The following is a 14,348-nucleotide window of genomic DNA, read 5'->3' as shown; positions in this document are numbered from 1 at the left end:
ATGGCATCTTCCGACGCTTCCGCCCTGCCCTTCCCCGACTGGATGGCCCAGACCCAGGCCCGCACCGAGGCCGCCCTGGGCCGCTTCCTGCCCGCCGCCGAGACCATCCCCCAAGTCCTGCATGACGCCATGCGCTACAGCGCCCTGGGCGGCGGCAAGCGGGTCCGCCCCCTGCTGGCCTTCGCCGCCGGCGAACTGTGCGGGGCCACGGCGGAAGCCCTGGACTGCGTCGCCTGCGCGGTGGAGATGATCCACGTCTATTCCCTGGTGCACGACGACCTGCCCTGCATGGACGACGACGTGCTGCGCCGGGGCCGCCCCACCTGCCACGTGCAGTACGACGAGCCCACCGCCCTGCTGGTGGGGGATGCGCTGCAGTCCCGGGCCTTCGAGATCCTGGCCGCCCAGCCCTGGCCGAGCCCGGCCCAGGGCCTGGAACTGGTGCGCCTGCTGGCCCACGGCAGCGGCTCCTGCGGCATGGCCGGGGGCCAGGCCATCGACCTGGCCTCCGTCGGCAAGAGCCTCGACCAGCCCCAGCTGGAACTGATGCACGCCCTGAAGACCGGGGCGCTGATCCGCGCCGCCGTACTCATGGGCGCCCACTGCGGCACGCCCCTGAGCGCCGCCGAACTGGAGCGTCTGGACGCCTTCGCCAAGCGCGCCGGCCTGCTTTTCCAGGTGGTGGACGACATCCTGGACTGCACCGCCAGCACCGCCACCCTGGGCAAGACCGCCGGCAAGGACGAGGCGGCCGACAAGCCCACCTACGTCCGCCTGCTGGGCCTGGAAACGGCCCGCCAGCTGGCCGACGACCTGCGCCGCGACGCCCTCGGCGCCCTGGAGGGCTTCGGCCCCCGAGCCCGGCGCCTGATCGAACTGGCCCACTACATCACGACCCGCAAGTTCTAGAGCGGGCCTTCGCGCATCCACCGAATTCGAGCGCCGCACCATGATGACCGCCACACCCCTGCTAGACACCATCGACAGCCCGGCCCAGCTGCGCCGCCTGGACAAGCGCCAGCTGCCCCAGCTGGCCGAAGAACTGCGCACCTTCATCGTCGAATCGGTGTCCCGCACCGGCGGCCATCTCTCCTCCAACCTGGGCACGGTGGAACTGACCATCGCCCTGCACTACGTTTTCGACACCCCGGAAGACCGGCTGGTGTGGGACGTGGGCCATCAGACCTACCCCCACAAGATCCTCACCGGCCGCCGCGCCGGCATGGCCAAGCTGCGCATGCACGGCGGCCTCTCCGGCTTTCCCAAGCGCTGCGAATCGGCCTACGACACCTTCGGCGTCGGCCACTCCTCCACCTCCATCTCCGCCGCACTGGGCATGGCCCTGGCGGCCAAGCAGAAGGGGGAGAACCGCAAGGCGGTGGCCATCATCGGCGACGGCGCCATGTCCGCCGGCATGGCCTTCGAGGCCCTCAACAACGCCGGTGTCGCCGACGCCAACATGCTCGTCATCCTCAACGACAACGACATGTCCATCTCGCCCCCGGTGGGCGCGCTGAACAAGTACCTGGCCCGCCTGCTCTCCGGCGGCCTCTACTCCGCCGCCCGCCGCGCCGGCGAAAAGGTGCTGGGCGTGGCCCCGCCCCTGCTGGAACTGGCGAAACGGGCCGAGGAGCACGTCAAGGGCATGCTCACCCCGGGCACCCTGTTCGAGGAGCTGGGCTTCAACTACATCGGCCCCATCGACGGCCACGACCTGGATGCCCTGGTGCCCACCCTGCAGAATCTGAAGGGTCTCAAGGGGCCCCAGTTCCTCCACGTCATCACCAAGAAAGGCCAGGGCTACAAGCTGGCCGAGGCCAACCCGGTGCTCTACCACGGGGTTTCCAAGTTCCAGCCGGAAGTGGGCATCCAGAGCGGCAAGGGCGGCGGCAAGCTGACCTACACCCAGGTCTTCTCCGACTGGCTGTGCGACATGGCGGCGGCCGAGCCGCGCCTGGTGGGCATCACCCCGGCCATGGGCGAAGGCTCCGGCCTGGTGCGCTTTGCCGAGCTGTACCCGGAACGCTATTTCGACGTCGGCATCGCCGAGCAACATGCCGTCACCTTCGCCGCCGGCCTGGCCTGCGAAGGCCTGAAGCCGGTGGTGGCGATCTACTCCACCTTCCTGCAGCGAGGCTACGACCAGCTGGTGCACGACGTGGCCCTGCAGAATCTGCCGGTGGTCTTCGCCATCGACCGGGGCGGCCTGGTGGGCGCCGACGGTGCCACCCACCACGGCGCCTTCGACCTTTCCTTCATGACCTGCATCCCCAACCTGGTGATCATGGCCCCGGCGGACGAAGACGAATGCCGCAAGATGCTGACCACCGCCATGGGCATCGACGGCCCCAGCGCCGTGCGCTATCCCCGCGGCGGCGGCAGCGGCGTGACGCCGGAAACGGCCCTCACCGCCCTGCCCGTGGGCAAGGGCGAGATCCGGCGCCAGGGCAAGGGCGTGGCCCTGCTGGCCTTCGGCAGCATGGTGCAGGCGGCCCTGGGAGCCGGCGACGTTCTGGATGCCAGCGTCGCCAACATGCGCTTCGTCAAACCCCTGGACCGGGAGCTGCTGGCCGAGCTGGCGCGGAACCACGAGTTGCTGGTCAGCGTCGAAGAGAATGCCCTGATCGGCGGCGCCGGCAGCGAAGTGGCCCGGGCCCTGGAAGAGATGGGCCTGACCGTGCCCCTGCTGCGCCTGGGCCTGCCCGACCATTTCATCGACCACGGCGACCAGAACCTGCTGCTGGCCGGGCTGGGCCTGGACGTGGACGGCATCGTCCGCCAGGTGCAGCAACGGCTGCCCGCCTGAAGGCCGGGAAAGCGCGCCCCCATTGGCTCACCGCCCGGCTGGAAGGCGCATCCCGATTGCCTCTCCGCCCGGCCCACTGCAGATAAGCCCGCCATGACTACTTCCCAGACTCCCATTCCCGACGTCCAGAACAGCGAAGACACCCGCCGCATTGCCATCAACAAGGTGGGCATCCGGGCCATCCGCCATCCGGTGAAAATCCGCGACAAGGGCGGCGACGTGCGCCACACGGTGGCCAGCTTCAACATGTACGTGGGCCTGCCGCACAACTTCAAGGGCACCCACATGTCCCGCTTCGTGGAGATTCTCAACAGTCACGAACGGGAAATCTCGGTGGAATCCTTCCCCACCATGCTGCAGGCCATGGCCGCCCGCCTGGAGGCCCGCAGCGGCCACATCGAGATGAGCTTCCCCTACTTCATCGCCAAGACCGCCCCGGTCTCCGGCGTGCAGAGCCTGCTCGACTACGACGTCACCCTGATCGGCGAAATCGCCGACGGCCGCATCACCTCCACGGTGCGGGTGGTGGTGCCGGTGACCAGCCTGTGCCCCTGCTCCAAGGAAATCTCCAACTACGGCGCCCACAACCAGCGCTCCCACGTCACCGTCACCGCCCGCCTCAACGCCTTCCTCTGGATCGAGGACCTGGTGCAGATGGTGGAAGCCCAGGCCTCCTGCGAACTGTTCGGCCTGCTCAAGCGGCCGGACGAGAAGTGGGTCACCGAGCGGGCCTACGACAATCCCAAGTTCGTCGAGGACATGGTGCGGGACGTGGCCGCCCGCCTCAACGAAGATCCCCGCATCGACCACTACGTGGTGGAATCGGAAAACTTCGAGTCCATCCACAACCACTCCGCCTACGCCCTGATCGAGAAGGACAAGCGCGCCTGATAGCGCAAAACATTGCGAACCATTCTTGATAACGACTGACTAATCCGGCGAGTCCCCGGGGCGGGACACCAAGCCGAGGAGCTGCAATGTCAGGCAAGTGCTGCAAGAAGGGTTGCAAGAAATGTCCCTGGCGCAAGAAGAAGTAGCGCCGGAGGAATTCAGGCATAAAAAAAGGGCGCCTTGCGGCGCCCTTTTCATGGCAACGGCCAAACAGCTTAGCCGCGCTTGAGGACCAGCTTTTCCTTGATGCGGGCGGACTTGCCGGAACGGTCACGCAGGTAGTACAGCTTGGCACGACGCACGTCGCCGCGACGCTTCACTTCGATGGAAGCGATCAGGGGGGAGTAGGTCTGGAAAGTCCGTTCCACGCCTTCGCCGGAGGAAATCTTGCGCACGGTGAAAGCGGAGTTGAGGCCGCGGTTGCGCTTGGCGATGACCACGCCTTCGTAGGCCTGGACCCGCTTGCGGGTACCTTCCACCACGTTCACGCCAACCACCACGGTGTCGCCGGGGGCGAATTCGGGGATGGTCTTGCCGGCGGTCAGGCGGGCGATTTCTTCTTGTTCCAGTTGTGCAATCAGGTTCATGTGAGTACTTCCTAAGTTAAGAACTGCTTTTCATCTCACCGCATTGCTCCGCTTGCGCTTCTCTTTCGAGTTCGCCGAGGAGTTGCGTAATTTCCTTGGAAAGCTTTTTGCCTCCCTCGGTCTGTTGCGTCAGCCATTTGGCGTACAGCTCCGGGCGACGCTCCCGGGTCCGCGCCAGCGACTGTTTCAGTCGCCAGCGGCGAATGTCCTTGTGGTGGCCGGACAACAGCACCGGCGGCACCGGCATTTCTGCATACACCTCGGGGCGGGTGTAATGGGGGCAATCCAGCAGTCCGTCCACGAAGGAGTCCTGCTCGGCCGAGGTGGCATCGTTAAGCACCCCCGGCAATTGCCGCACCACGGCATCCATCAGGGCCATGGCCGGAATCTCGCCGCCCGAGAGGACGAAATCCCCGATCGACACTTCCTCGTCAACGCAGCGTTCGATCAGACGCTCGTCCACTCCCTCGTAGCGGCCGCAAAGCAGGATCAGACCCGCTTCTTCCTTCAGCCGCATGACGCTGGCGTGAGTCAGGGGACGGCCCTGGGGTGACAGATAGATCACCCGGGGCTGGGCCACCCCATTCTGCCGCTGGGACTCCTTGGCCGCCGCAATGGCTTTTTCCAGAGGCTCAGGCAGCATCACCATGCCCGGGCCGCCGCCATAGGGGCGATCGTCCACGGTCCGGTAATTGTTGTCGGTGAAATCCCGCGGGTTCCAGGTGTTCAACACCCAGCGCCCGTCCTCCAGGGCCCGACGGCTGATGCCGAAGTTGGCCAGGGCGGCGAACATCTCCGGAAAGAGGGTGACGACGTCGAAACGCACGCTCAACCGATCCTCGGAGGCGAAGCCGGGCGGACTTTCACCAATCCTTTTCCCACTCGACGCGAATGCGGTGGTCAGCCTGCTCCACCGCCAGCACCACCGCGGCAACGAAGGGCAGCAGACGCTCCTCCCCGTCTTCGGCGGCGACGCGCAACACGTCGTTGGCCCCGGTTTCGATCAGCCCGACCACCTGGCCCAGCTTCTCGTCGCGGGTATTGACCACGTCCAGACCGATCAGATCGGTCCAGTAAAACTCGTTTTCCGACGTAGCCGGCATCGCTTCCCGGGGAGCGCCCACCAGAAACCCTTGCAGGGCCTCGGCGGCATTCCGGTCGTCAACGCCTTCAAGCCTTGCAACCAGCCCGTCTCCGTGCCAGCGGCATTGCTTCAACTTGCAGGAGCGCCATTGTGCCAAAGGCACTTCGGCCGCCCCGTCCCCCTTCTCCGTTGCCACCCACCACTCGGGCATTTTGGCCCAGGCGAGGGGATCGTCGGCGAAGGGGTGGATTCTGACCCAGCCCTGGATACCGTAGGGGACGGTGATCTTCCCCAGGACGATGACCGGGTTGGTATCAGTTGCCGTCACGCTTTATCAGGCAGCCTTGGCAGCGAACTGCTTGACCAGGCGGGCCACGGTCGGGGACAGCTGGGCGCCGTTGTCGGTCCAGTAGGTCAGGCGATCCATCTTGATCACCAGGCCTTCGGCATTACCGGAGGCCACGGGGTTGTAGAAACCCACGCGCTCGACGAAACGGCCGTCGCGACGGTTACGGGAATCGGTAACCACCATGTTGTAGAAGGGGCGCTTCTTGGCGCCGCCACGGGCAAGGCGAATGACAACCATCGTTGTTCTCTTCCGAAATCAGAAAAAGGGCAAGATTATAACAATAAACCGCGGCAAAACAAGCAATAAAACAAGCCCCTACTTTGCCCCGGCGGAAACGGGAAGCAAATCCGCCCCGCCCCCGCCGCCTGGCGGCCGGGAACTCCCCGGAAACGCCCGCCTGTCGGGCAAATCCCTGGAGATGGCGACACGGCACGCTATAATCCACGCACCTTTACACTCCCGCGGGCGCCCTTGAGCCGGCGCCGCCGCCCCTAGCCGACCACGCCATGAGCGAACCGTCCTCCGTTCCCCCGGAAACCGCGCCGCCCCCCCTGGGCATCACCGCCATCATCGAATGGCTGGGACTGCCGCCGTCCGGCGACCTGGGGCAGGAGCTGACGACCCTCAAGGGCCACCTGCTGGCCATGGAGGACACAGCGGCCAGCGCCCAGCAGCGCCACCGGGTCCTGGACCTGATCCACGCCCGCAGCGTTGCCGCGGTGGCCCGGCTGACCCCCAGCCTGGATGAGGCCGGCCTGCCCCTGCCGCGCAAGCTGCGTGCCCTGGTCAAGTCCGCCCAGGAACTGCTGGAACTGCTGGCCCGCAACTTCCTTGCCATTCTGCAGGACCAGGTGGACGAACACCTGGTGAAGGGCCTGCGCCAGCCCCAGGACGTGATTCTCTGGCGCGCCCAGCACCTGCTCAAGCAGCACCTGCTGATCAGCGCCCTGGTAGCCTCCCCCGCCGCCGTCGGCATCTGGGAAGCCGCCCACCGCACCTACGCCCTGGCCCGGGAACGGGGCCTGCAGGGGCAACTGCCCGAAGGCACCGCCTCCAGCATCGAGAACGAATACGCCAGCACCCTGCTCCTGGCCTGCGCCCAGCCGGCCTCCTTCAGCGCCCGGGAACTGGAATTCATTGCCGACATCGCCCAACGGCACGGACACCGGCTGGAATTCCTCAGCATCACCGACGAGCGCCACCGGGGCCTGTTCTGGATCGATCCCAACCGGGACAGCCCGGCCGTGGCTCTGGCCCGCCGCCTGCCGCCGCCGGAAACGCCGGTGCTGTGGTTCTCCTGCGACCAGCTGGCCCATTTCCTCGAGCGGCAGCTGCACACCCTGGAATCCGGCAGCCAGCGGACGGGCACCAGCGAACTGCCCGAATTCGCCGCCACCTTGAGCGGGCGCAGCGTCCTGCGCCGCCTCATCCGCTTCTGGGGCAACCCGGCCCGGCGGCGCTTCCCGCGCCGGCGCCAGAGCTACCGGGTGACCCTGCACGCCGGCCTGGAACCCCTGGCCGGCCTGCTGCGCGGCCCTGCCCTGGAAGAAGGCGAAGGTTCCTCCTGGATGATCACCAACGAGAGCCCGGACGGCTACGCCCTGATGCACCTTGCCGGCACCTCGGAAAAGCTGGAAGTGGGCGACGTGGTGGCCCTCAAGCCGGAAAACCACCCGCCGGGCCGCGGCGGCTGGCAGGCCTGCATCGTGCGCTGGGCCCTCTCGGAAAATCCGGAGCACCTGGAGATCGGCCTGCAGATCCTGGCCCCCAAGGCCCTGCCCGCCACCATCGCCCTGCCCGGCGAGAATGCCAGCGCCCACCCCCATGTCCTGGTCCTGCCCGCCGTTCCGGGCCTGCGGCCCAACGACTCCCTGGTGACGCCGGCCGGGCTGCTGCCGGCGGACCAGGGACGCTTCGTACTGCTGGTGGAACGGGACAACCTGGAAATCAAGGAAGTGCGCACCACCAGCCTGGACGAACAGACGGCCCGGGTGGAGATTTTCTCCATCGCCGTCGAGGAACAGCCGGACTAGCCCACCAGGATCAGATGCACCCGGTAAGGCCCGTGGGCGCCGAGGGTCACGGTCTGCTCGATGTCGGCGGTGCGGGAGGGGCCGGAGACGAAATTGACGGCCCGGGGCGCCTCGCCCTTTTCCGCCCGCAGCAGGGCGAAACCGTCTTCCATGAGGGGCACCACCCGTTCCACCGGCACCACGGCGATGTGGGTTTCCGGCAGCAGACTGGTGGCCGCATGGGTGTCGGCGCCGGAGAGCAGCATCAGGGTGCCGGTGTCGGCCACGGCGCAGAAGGTGGAAGTGATGCCCACCAGATCGTCGCCCCGGGAGGGACGGGCCTCCACCTGCAGGCCAGCGCCGGCCCAGGCCTGGTCAGCCAGGGAGGGCCAGCACACGGCCCGGGTCGGCAGCTCCCGGGCAATAAGATAGGCAGCGGCCGCCGCCGGCACTTCGGCCCAGGATGGCACCCGTTCCACCGTGGAGGCGAGGGCCGTGGCCCGTTCAGTGAAGCGCTGCAGCAGGCCTTCCCGGCTGTCGCGCCAGGCGCCGCCGGGGGCGGGGCCCCGGGTGCGGGCCGCCAGATGGGGCGCCAGCACGGCACCGTCGGCCGGGGCACCGCGGCCGATGGAGGCGCGGATGCGGGAGAGGATCAGGTCGCGGGAACTCATCGGTGCAGCTCCTATCAGTGCAGGTTTTTGCGGGCGCGGTAGAGCTCGCGGAAGGTCTTGCCCGCCGGCGCCGGGAAATCCCGGCCGTCGGTCCAGCCGCCGCCCAGGGGCAGGCGGTGGATCAGCTTGTCGGCGCCGCCCAGGCGCTTGAGGAAGCGGGCGGCGATGGCCGTGCCGATGCCGTAGAGCCAGGACTGGCTGGCGCTCCAGCCCCACAGCTTGAGGGAAAGGCGCTCCTGCCAGGGCCGCAGGCCGGCCTCCACCTGCATTTCCCGCTCCTTGCGCATCAGTTCGGGCAGGGGAATGCGCACCGGGCAGACGGCGCTGCACTGGCCGCAGCCGGTGGCGGTGTGGGGCAGCTCGTGGGCGTGCTCCATGCCGGCGTAGGAGGGGGTCAGCACCGAACCCATGGGACCGGGATAGACCCAGCCGTAGGCGTGGCCGCCGACGGCCTGGTACACCGGGCAGTGGTTCATGCAGGCGCCGCAGCGGATGCAGCGCAGCATCTCCTTCAGCTCGGAACCCAGCACCCGGGAGCGACCGTTGTCGAGCAGGACGATGTGGAACTGCTCCGGGCCGTCGCTATCGCCATTGCCGGCAATGCCGGTGTTCATGGAAACGTAGTTGGTGATGGGCTGGCCGGTGGCGGAACGGGGCAGCAGGCGCAGCAGCACCGACAGGTCCTCCAGGGTCGGCACCACTTTTTCGATGCCGGTGAGGGCCACGTGGATGCGGGGCACGGTGGTGCACAGGCGGCCGTTGCCCTCGTTGGTGACGATCACCGTGGAGCCGGTCTCGGCCACCAGGAAGTTGGCGCCGGAAATGCCCATGTCGGCGGAGAGGAAGTGGGGCCGCAGGATTTCCCGGGCCTCCCGGCACAGGGCGCCGATGTCCTCGGTACGGGGCTTGCCGTGCTTGGCGTGGAACAGGTCGGAGACCTCGTCCCGGGTCTTGTGGATCACCGGGGCGACGATGTGGGAGGGCGGCTCGTGGTCGTTGATCTGCAGGATGTACTCGCCCAGATCGGTCTCGACGGGCGTCACGCCGGCCGCCTCCAGGGCGTCGTTGAGGCCGCACTCCTCGCTCACCATGGACTTGGACTTGACCACCTTCTTCACGCCGTTGGCCTGGGCGATGCCGACGATGATGGCATTGGCCTCGGCCGCGTCCCTGGCCCAGTGCACCCGGGCGCCGCGGCGGGTGGCCTCCTGCTCGAAGCGTTCCAGCCACAGGTCCAGGTTTTCCAGGGCCCGGTTGCGGATGTCGCGGCCGGCATCGCGCAGGGCCTCGAAGTCGCCGAACTCGGCGGCAGCGGCGGCCCGGCCGGGGACGAACTTCACCTGCACCAGCTTGAGGGCCTTCTGCAGGTTGGGATTGGCCAGGGCCTCCCGGGCCCGGGCCTTGAAGTCGTTGGAATGGATTTCCATGGCGGATCCTGATGAGGGCGGAAGAAGGGCGCCCGGCGGCAGCCGGGGCCGGGGTGAAACGGAATCTAGTCGAGCTTGCCGGCCAGCACTTCGGCCACGTGCAGCACCTGGGTCTTGCGGTCACCCTTGCGGCGCAGGCGGCCTTCGATATTGAGCAGGCAGCCCAGGTCGCCGCCGACGATGGCGTCGGCTCCGGTGGCGCAGGCGTTCTCACACTTGTTGTCGGCCAGCTTGGTGGAGATGTCGCCAAACTTGAGGGAGAAGGTGCCGCCGAAACCGCAGCAGGTCTCGGCCTCGCTCATTTCCTTGATTTCCACCTGGCCCATCTTGCCGAGGAGCTGGCGGGGCTGCTGCTTGATGCCCAGTTCCCGCAGGCCGGAACAGGAGTCGTGGTAGGTGATGCTGCCGGCGAAATCGCCGGGCACACTTTCCAGCTTGGCCACATTCACCAGGAAGTCGGTCAGTTCATAGGTGCAGGCCGCCAGCTTCTTGGCCCGGGCCAGCAGGGCAGGATCGTCCTTGCACAGTTCTTCGTAGTGGGCGCGGATCATGCCGGCGCAGGAGCCGGAGGGCAGCACCACGTATTCGTAGCCTTCAAACTCGTCGATGACCTTGCGCGCCAGGGTCAGGGCGGTGGCCCGGTCGCCGGAGTTGTAGGCGGGCTGGCCGCAGCAGGTCTGGGTCTCGGGGACTTCGACGGTGCAGCCGGCGAGCTTGAGCAGTTTCAGGGCGGCAAAAGCCACATTGGGCCGCATCAGGTCGGCCAGACAGGTGACGAAGAGGGCAACGCGCATGACGGTTCTTTCCCGGGCAGTGTTGGCGCCACGATAGCGCGCCGGCCCGCAAGATGAAATTGGGGAAATCCCCGTTTCCGGGGCAGGGGGCGATTGGACTCCCAAGCCAGGGCCCAGTCAACACGGCCCTGTCGGGGCAGGCACCGCCGGCAGGTCCGTCCCGTCTGCCTCCCCGGCCATGCCCCGTCAGCGTTCGGCCTGGCTCGACTCCAGGGCGCACTGCACCAGTTCGGCCAGGGAGCGCACTCCCATCTTTTCCATGACCCGGGCCCGGTGAGCCTCCACGGTCTTCATGCTGATGTTGAGCTCGTCGGCGATCTGCTTGTTGAGCTTGCCTTCCACCACCCGGTCCATCACCTCCCGCTCCCGGGCGGTGAGCTGGGCCAGGCGGCTGGCCACGGAATTTTCCCGGGCCCGGCGGGCGCGGCGTTCCGTATCCAGGTCCATGCACTGGCGGATCAGGCGCAGCATGTCCGTATCGTTGAAGGGCTTCTCGATGAAGTCGGCGGCGCCCTTCTTCAGGGCCGCCACGGCCATGGGCACGTCGCCGTGGCCGGTGATGAAGATCACCGGCAGGGTGGAACGCTGGGCCGCCAGCCGCTCGTACAGCTCCAGGCCGCTCATGCCGGGCATGCGCACGTCCAGCACCAGGCAGCCGGCCAGGCCGTCGGTGTAGGCGGCGAGAAAATCCTCGGCACTGGGAAAGGCGCGTACCGGATAGCCTTCGGACTCGATCAGCCAGACCATGGAATCGCGCATGGCCTCGTCGTCGTCCACCACGTAGACACACTGGGTTGAGGCGACGGCAGCGCTCTCCTGGCTGTTGTGTTGCGTCATGGCCTCATTCCTCCAAAGGCAGGGTGAATCGGAAAACGGTGCCGCCGCCCGGATTGGCGTCGGCCCACAGGCGGCCCTTGTGGTACTCGATGATGGACCGGCAGATGGGCAGGCCCATGCCCATGCCCTCGGGCTTGGTGGTGTAGAAGGGGGCGAACAGTTCCTCGGCGGTGGTGCTGCCGAGGCCGTGGCCCCGGTCGGCCACCGCCACCTCCAGGCTGTGATTGTCCGGGAGGGTCGCGGACACCGTCAATCGGCGTTCCGCCGGCAGGGTGTCGCGCATGGCCTCGATGCCGTTCTTCACCAGGTTGAGCAGCACCTGCTCGATCATGATGCGGTCGGCAAACAGGGGTGGCAGGTCCGGCGGCAGGTCCACGCAGATGTTCACCCCCTGCTTGCGCGCCTCGATCTCGGCGAAGCCCAGGGCTTCCTCGACGATGTCGCCGAGCAGCACCTGGCCCCGGTTGGGCTCGCTCTTTTTCACGAACTCCCGCATGCGGCGGATGATCTTGCCCGCCCGCTCGGCCTGGAAGCTGGCCTTTTCCATGGCCCCCAGCAGCTCCTCCGGCTTGGCGGCGCCGCCCTTCATGCGCTTGACACAGCCCATGCAGTAGTTGGCGATGGCGGCCAGGGGCTGGTTCAGTTCGTGGGCCAGGGAGGAGGCCATTTCGCCCATGGTGATGAGGCGCGAGGTCTGCTCCAGGCGCTTCTGCTGCTGCAGGTTCACTTCCTCGATCTGCTTGCGCTCGGTGATGTCGGTACCGATCTGCACCCGCACCACCCGGCCGTCCACCCAACGGATGGCCCGGTCGTGCAGGTGGTACCAGCGGCCGGAGAGGCTGTTCTGCACCTCGCCGTCGAACAGCTGGCGCGGCAGCACTTCCGGCGAGAGCAGGCGCAGGTCGCAGTCGAAGGCGCCCACCGGCGGCCGGCAGGCTTCGGTCACCTCCCAGCAGTTGCGGCCGACGGCGTCGAAACCGAAGATGCTCTTGAAGGCCCGGTTGCCGAAGAGGATTTCGTCGCTCTTGGCGTCGGCCACGTACACCGCCGAATCCAGACCGTCCAGCACCGCCATGAAGCGCTCCTGGGAGCGTTCCAGTTCGCCCCGCACCCGCTTCGGCTCGGTGATGTCGGTCATGGCCCCCATCCAGCCCGTCTGCTTGCCGTTGGCGTCGATCAGGGGGGAAATGTAGAAGCGTACGTCCATGCGCTCGCCGTTCTTGCGCATCACCCGCTGCTCGAAGCCCTTGGCGGGGGCCTGGCCGGCCAGGGTCAGCTCGATGTTGGTGGCCAGCTGGCGGGCGTGTTCCGGCGGCCAGTAGGGGAAGGGGGGCTTGAGACCCAGCAGCTCCGCCTCGCTCCAGCCCAGCATGCGGCAGAAGGCCGGGTTCACGTAGATGATGCGGCCTTCCATGTCGATGGCCCGCAGGCCGGTGGACACGGATTCCTCCATGGCCTTGCGGAAGGCGTATTCGTCGGTGAGGGCCTGCTCGGTGGTCTTGCGGTCGGTGATGTCGTGGGCCACGGCGTAGAGCAGCTTCTCTTCCGGCACCGGATTGATGCTCCACAGCAACCACTTGTCCTGGCCGTTGGCGCTGTGGAAGCGGCACTCGAATTCCTGGGCCGCCCCTTCCGCCAGATGGCGCAGCATGTCCACCACCAGGGCCATGTCGTCCGGGTGCACGAAGTCCAGCAGGGACTTGTCCCGCAGCTCCCCCAGGGGATAGCCCAGGACCCGCTCGAAAGCCGGATTGACCCGGCGCAGCTTGCCTTCCAGGGTGGCGATGCACTGCAGGCCGAGGGACAGGGAGAACAGCCGGTCCCGCTCCTTCTCCGCCTGCAGGCGGCGCTGCACGTCGCGCCGCAGCAGGGCCAGGCTCCAGATCAGGGCCAGGGTCAAAGCGCCGATCACCAGGGGCGGCAGGGTGCGGGACCAGGCGTCGTCGGTGGCGTAGGCAATGGCCCGCAGGGAAAGACCGTTGGCCGGCGGCTCCAGAGTCAGGCGGTAGGCCAGCTCCTTGCTGGTGGGGCGCACCGCCGTATTGGCCGCCACTTCCTTGCCCTCCCCGTCCTCCAGGGTGAGGCGGTATTTTTCGGTGAACCAGGTGGGCACCGGATGGCGCAGCAGGCCGTCGGTGCTGTAGATGCCGACGATGGCGCCCATGTCCTCGCGCCAGCGCTGCACCGGGATGGTCAGATCGAAGTAGGCGGCGCCCTGGCGGTTGCGGTAGGTGCTGCCGTAGAGGGGCCGGCCGCCGCGCAGGGCTTCGGCCAGGCGGTCCTGCTGGGTCGGGTCCAGGCTTTCCCCGGCCACCCATTCGGTGGCCTCGAAGGGCGCCACCCACTGCACCTTGCCCTTGGGGTCCACCCACAGCACCACCGACAGTTCCGGATTGTTGGCCAGGTGCTGGGCGGCGCGGATCTGGAAGTCCTCGTAGTCGAGCACGCCGTCGGCCAGGTTGCGGCCCAATTGGACGAGGAAATCCTGGTTGGCGGTGAGGTGCAGGCGCAGGGTCTGGTCGGCCCACTGCATGTCCCGCTCCACCATGGCGCGGCGCTCGTCAGCATCCCGCTTGTCGATGTAGCCCACCAGGGCAAACATGGTGAGGGCGAAGAGGACGATGGCCAGGTAGGGGACGAGCCAGTACCACCCGCCCCGGGCAACGGCGGCTTTATACGGCAGGGAGGCAGGTTCGGCGCGGTCCGGCATGGCGCTGGGAGGCAATTCGGGTCTCAATCTTCGCTGCCCGTACAAGCGCCGGGCCATTGGTGTTTACCCTGAGTATCGCATGGGCAGTGGCTCGGCGGCCCGGCGAGGGGTGCGGCGATGGGATAATGGCGGCTTGCGGGATAACCCGAATTGGCGCCCTCCCGACCCATCCCGTAGGCT

The 14,348-nt window shown here is 67.4% G+C and carries 13 protein-coding genes; 4 read left to right on the top strand and 9 right to left on the bottom strand.

Features of this window, described 5'->3' with window-relative positions; genetic code table 11:
- The 3 genes from AC1RTA_RS05405 (at position 1) to folE2 (ending at position 3,697) form a co-directional block, all read left to right on the top strand.
- The gene (locus AC1RTA_RS05405; RefSeq protein ID WP_492784158.1) at positions 1–909 is read left to right on the top strand and encodes a polyprenyl synthetase family protein; all 909 of its coding nucleotides are present in this window, start codon (positions 1–3) and stop codon (positions 907–909) included.
- 43 nt (positions 910–952) lie between these two features.
- Positions 953–2,806, top strand: a complete 1,854-nt coding sequence (dxs, locus tag AC1RTA_RS05400) for a 1-deoxy-D-xylulose-5-phosphate synthase (protein ID WP_492784189.1) — start codon at positions 953–955, stop codon at positions 2,804–2,806.
- Positions 2,807–2,899: 93 nt separating this feature from the next.
- Positions 2,900–3,697 carry a GTP cyclohydrolase FolE2 gene (gene folE2, locus AC1RTA_RS05395; RefSeq protein WP_130459057.1) on the top strand — a complete coding sequence of 266 codons (798 nt, stop codon included), beginning with the start codon at positions 2,900–2,902 and terminating at the stop codon, positions 3,695–3,697.
- A 215-nt stretch (positions 3,698–3,912) separates the two neighbouring features.
- Here the strand turns inward: folE2 and rplS are convergent, their stop codons facing one another.
- The 4 genes from rplS to rpsP are packed head-to-tail and all read right to left on the bottom strand — an operon-like array spanning position 3,913 to position 5,954.
- Entirely contained in the window at positions 3,913–4,284 is a 372-nt protein-coding gene (gene rplS, locus AC1RTA_RS05390) for a 50S ribosomal protein L19 (protein WP_014238520.1), read from the bottom strand.
- A gap of 16 nt (positions 4,285–4,300) precedes the next feature.
- Positions 4,301–5,110, bottom strand: a complete 810-nt coding sequence (gene trmD, locus AC1RTA_RS05385; protein ID WP_130459058.1) for a tRNA (guanosine(37)-N1)-methyltransferase TrmD — start codon at positions 5,108–5,110, stop codon at positions 4,301–4,303.
- 37 nt (positions 5,111–5,147) lie between these two features.
- A complete protein-coding gene (gene rimM, locus AC1RTA_RS05380; protein WP_014238522.1) occupies positions 5,148–5,696 on the bottom strand; it encodes a ribosome maturation factor RimM in 549 nt (182 codons plus the stop codon).
- A gap of 6 nt (positions 5,697–5,702) precedes the next feature.
- On the bottom strand, positions 5,703–5,954 hold the full coding sequence (gene rpsP, locus AC1RTA_RS05375) for a 30S ribosomal protein S16 (RefSeq protein ID WP_014238523.1): 252 nt from the start codon (positions 5,952–5,954) through the stop codon (positions 5,703–5,705).
- Positions 5,955–6,223: 269 nt separating this feature from the next.
- Here rpsP and AC1RTA_RS05370 point away from each other — a divergent pair, with 269 nt between their 5' ends.
- Entirely contained in the window at positions 6,224–7,750 is a 1,527-nt protein-coding gene (locus tag AC1RTA_RS05370; protein ID WP_492784157.1) for a cyclic-di-GMP receptor FimW-related protein, read from the top strand.
- On the opposite strand, the gene AC1RTA_RS05365 is transcribed toward AC1RTA_RS05370, so the two are convergent.
- The 5 genes from AC1RTA_RS05365 to AC1RTA_RS05345 all read right to left on the bottom strand — a co-directional run bounded on the left by AC1RTA_RS05365 (position 7,747) and on the right by AC1RTA_RS05345 (position 14,168).
- Positions 7,747–8,400, bottom strand: coding sequence for a LutC/YkgG family protein (locus tag AC1RTA_RS05365; protein ID WP_014236672.1), 654 nt, complete (start codon positions 8,398–8,400; stop codon positions 7,747–7,749). The two genes, AC1RTA_RS05370 and AC1RTA_RS05365, sit on opposite strands and share 4 nt — an antisense overlap.
- Positions 8,401–8,414: 14 nt before the next feature.
- Positions 8,415–9,827, bottom strand: a complete 1,413-nt coding sequence (locus AC1RTA_RS05360) for a LutB/LldF family L-lactate oxidation iron-sulfur protein (protein ID WP_492784156.1) — start codon at positions 9,825–9,827, stop codon at positions 8,415–8,417.
- A gap of 65 nt (positions 9,828–9,892) precedes the next feature.
- Complete coding sequence (locus AC1RTA_RS05355) at positions 9,893–10,621, bottom strand: (Fe-S)-binding protein (protein ID WP_014236670.1); 729 nt, start codon at positions 10,619–10,621, stop codon at positions 9,893–9,895.
- A 186-nt stretch (positions 10,622–10,807) separates the two neighbouring features.
- The gene (locus AC1RTA_RS05350) at positions 10,808–11,458 is read right to left on the bottom strand and encodes a response regulator transcription factor (RefSeq protein WP_492784155.1); all 651 of its coding nucleotides are present in this window, start codon (positions 11,456–11,458) and stop codon (positions 10,808–10,810) included.
- Positions 11,459–11,462: 4 nt separating this feature from the next.
- Positions 11,463–14,168 carry a PAS domain-containing sensor histidine kinase gene (locus AC1RTA_RS05345; protein ID WP_492784154.1) on the bottom strand — a complete coding sequence of 902 codons (2,706 nt, stop codon included), beginning with the start codon at positions 14,166–14,168 and terminating at the stop codon, positions 11,463–11,465.
- Between the last annotated feature and the right edge of the window lie 180 nt (positions 14,169–14,348).

This window comes from Azospira sp. MPR-E4 (genome assembly GCF_058809645.1).
This window is presented reverse-complemented; position numbering and strand designations above follow the sequence as displayed.

Bases quoted from the DNA above. Each gene is read 5' to 3' on its own strand.
- AC1RTA_RS05355 (WP_014236670.1), bottom strand. From the start codon at position 10,621: ATGCGCGTTGCCCTCTTCGTCACCTGTCTGGCCGACCTGATGCGGCCC.
- rplS (WP_014238520.1), bottom strand. From the start codon at position 4,284: ATGAACCTGATTGCACAACTGGAACAAGAAGAAATCGCCCGCCTGACC.
- AC1RTA_RS05365 (WP_014236672.1), bottom strand. From the start codon at position 8,400: ATGAGTTCCCGCGACCTGATCCTCTCCCGCATCCGCGCCTCCATCGGC.
- AC1RTA_RS05405 (WP_492784158.1), top strand. From the start codon at position 1: ATGGCATCTTCCGACGCTTCCGCCCTGCCCTTCCCCGACTGGATGGCC.
- AC1RTA_RS05350 (WP_492784155.1), bottom strand. From the start codon at position 11,458: ATGACGCAACACAACAGCCAGGAGAGCGCTGCCGTCGCCTCAACCCAG.
- AC1RTA_RS05345 (WP_492784154.1), bottom strand. From the start codon at position 14,168: ATGCCGGACCGCGCCGAACCTGCCTCCCTGCCGTATAAAGCCGCCGTT.
- folE2 (WP_130459057.1), top strand. From the start codon at position 2,900: ATGACTACTTCCCAGACTCCCATTCCCGACGTCCAGAACAGCGAAGAC.
- AC1RTA_RS05360 (WP_492784156.1), bottom strand. From the start codon at position 9,827: ATGGAAATCCATTCCAACGACTTCAAGGCCCGGGCCCGGGAGGCCCTG.
- AC1RTA_RS05370 (WP_492784157.1), top strand. From the start codon at position 6,224: ATGAGCGAACCGTCCTCCGTTCCCCCGGAAACCGCGCCGCCCCCCCTG.
- rpsP (WP_014238523.1), bottom strand. From the start codon at position 5,954: ATGGTTGTCATTCGCCTTGCCCGTGGCGGCGCCAAGAAGCGCCCCTTC.
- dxs (WP_492784189.1), top strand. From the start codon at position 953: ATGACCGCCACACCCCTGCTAGACACCATCGACAGCCCGGCCCAGCTG.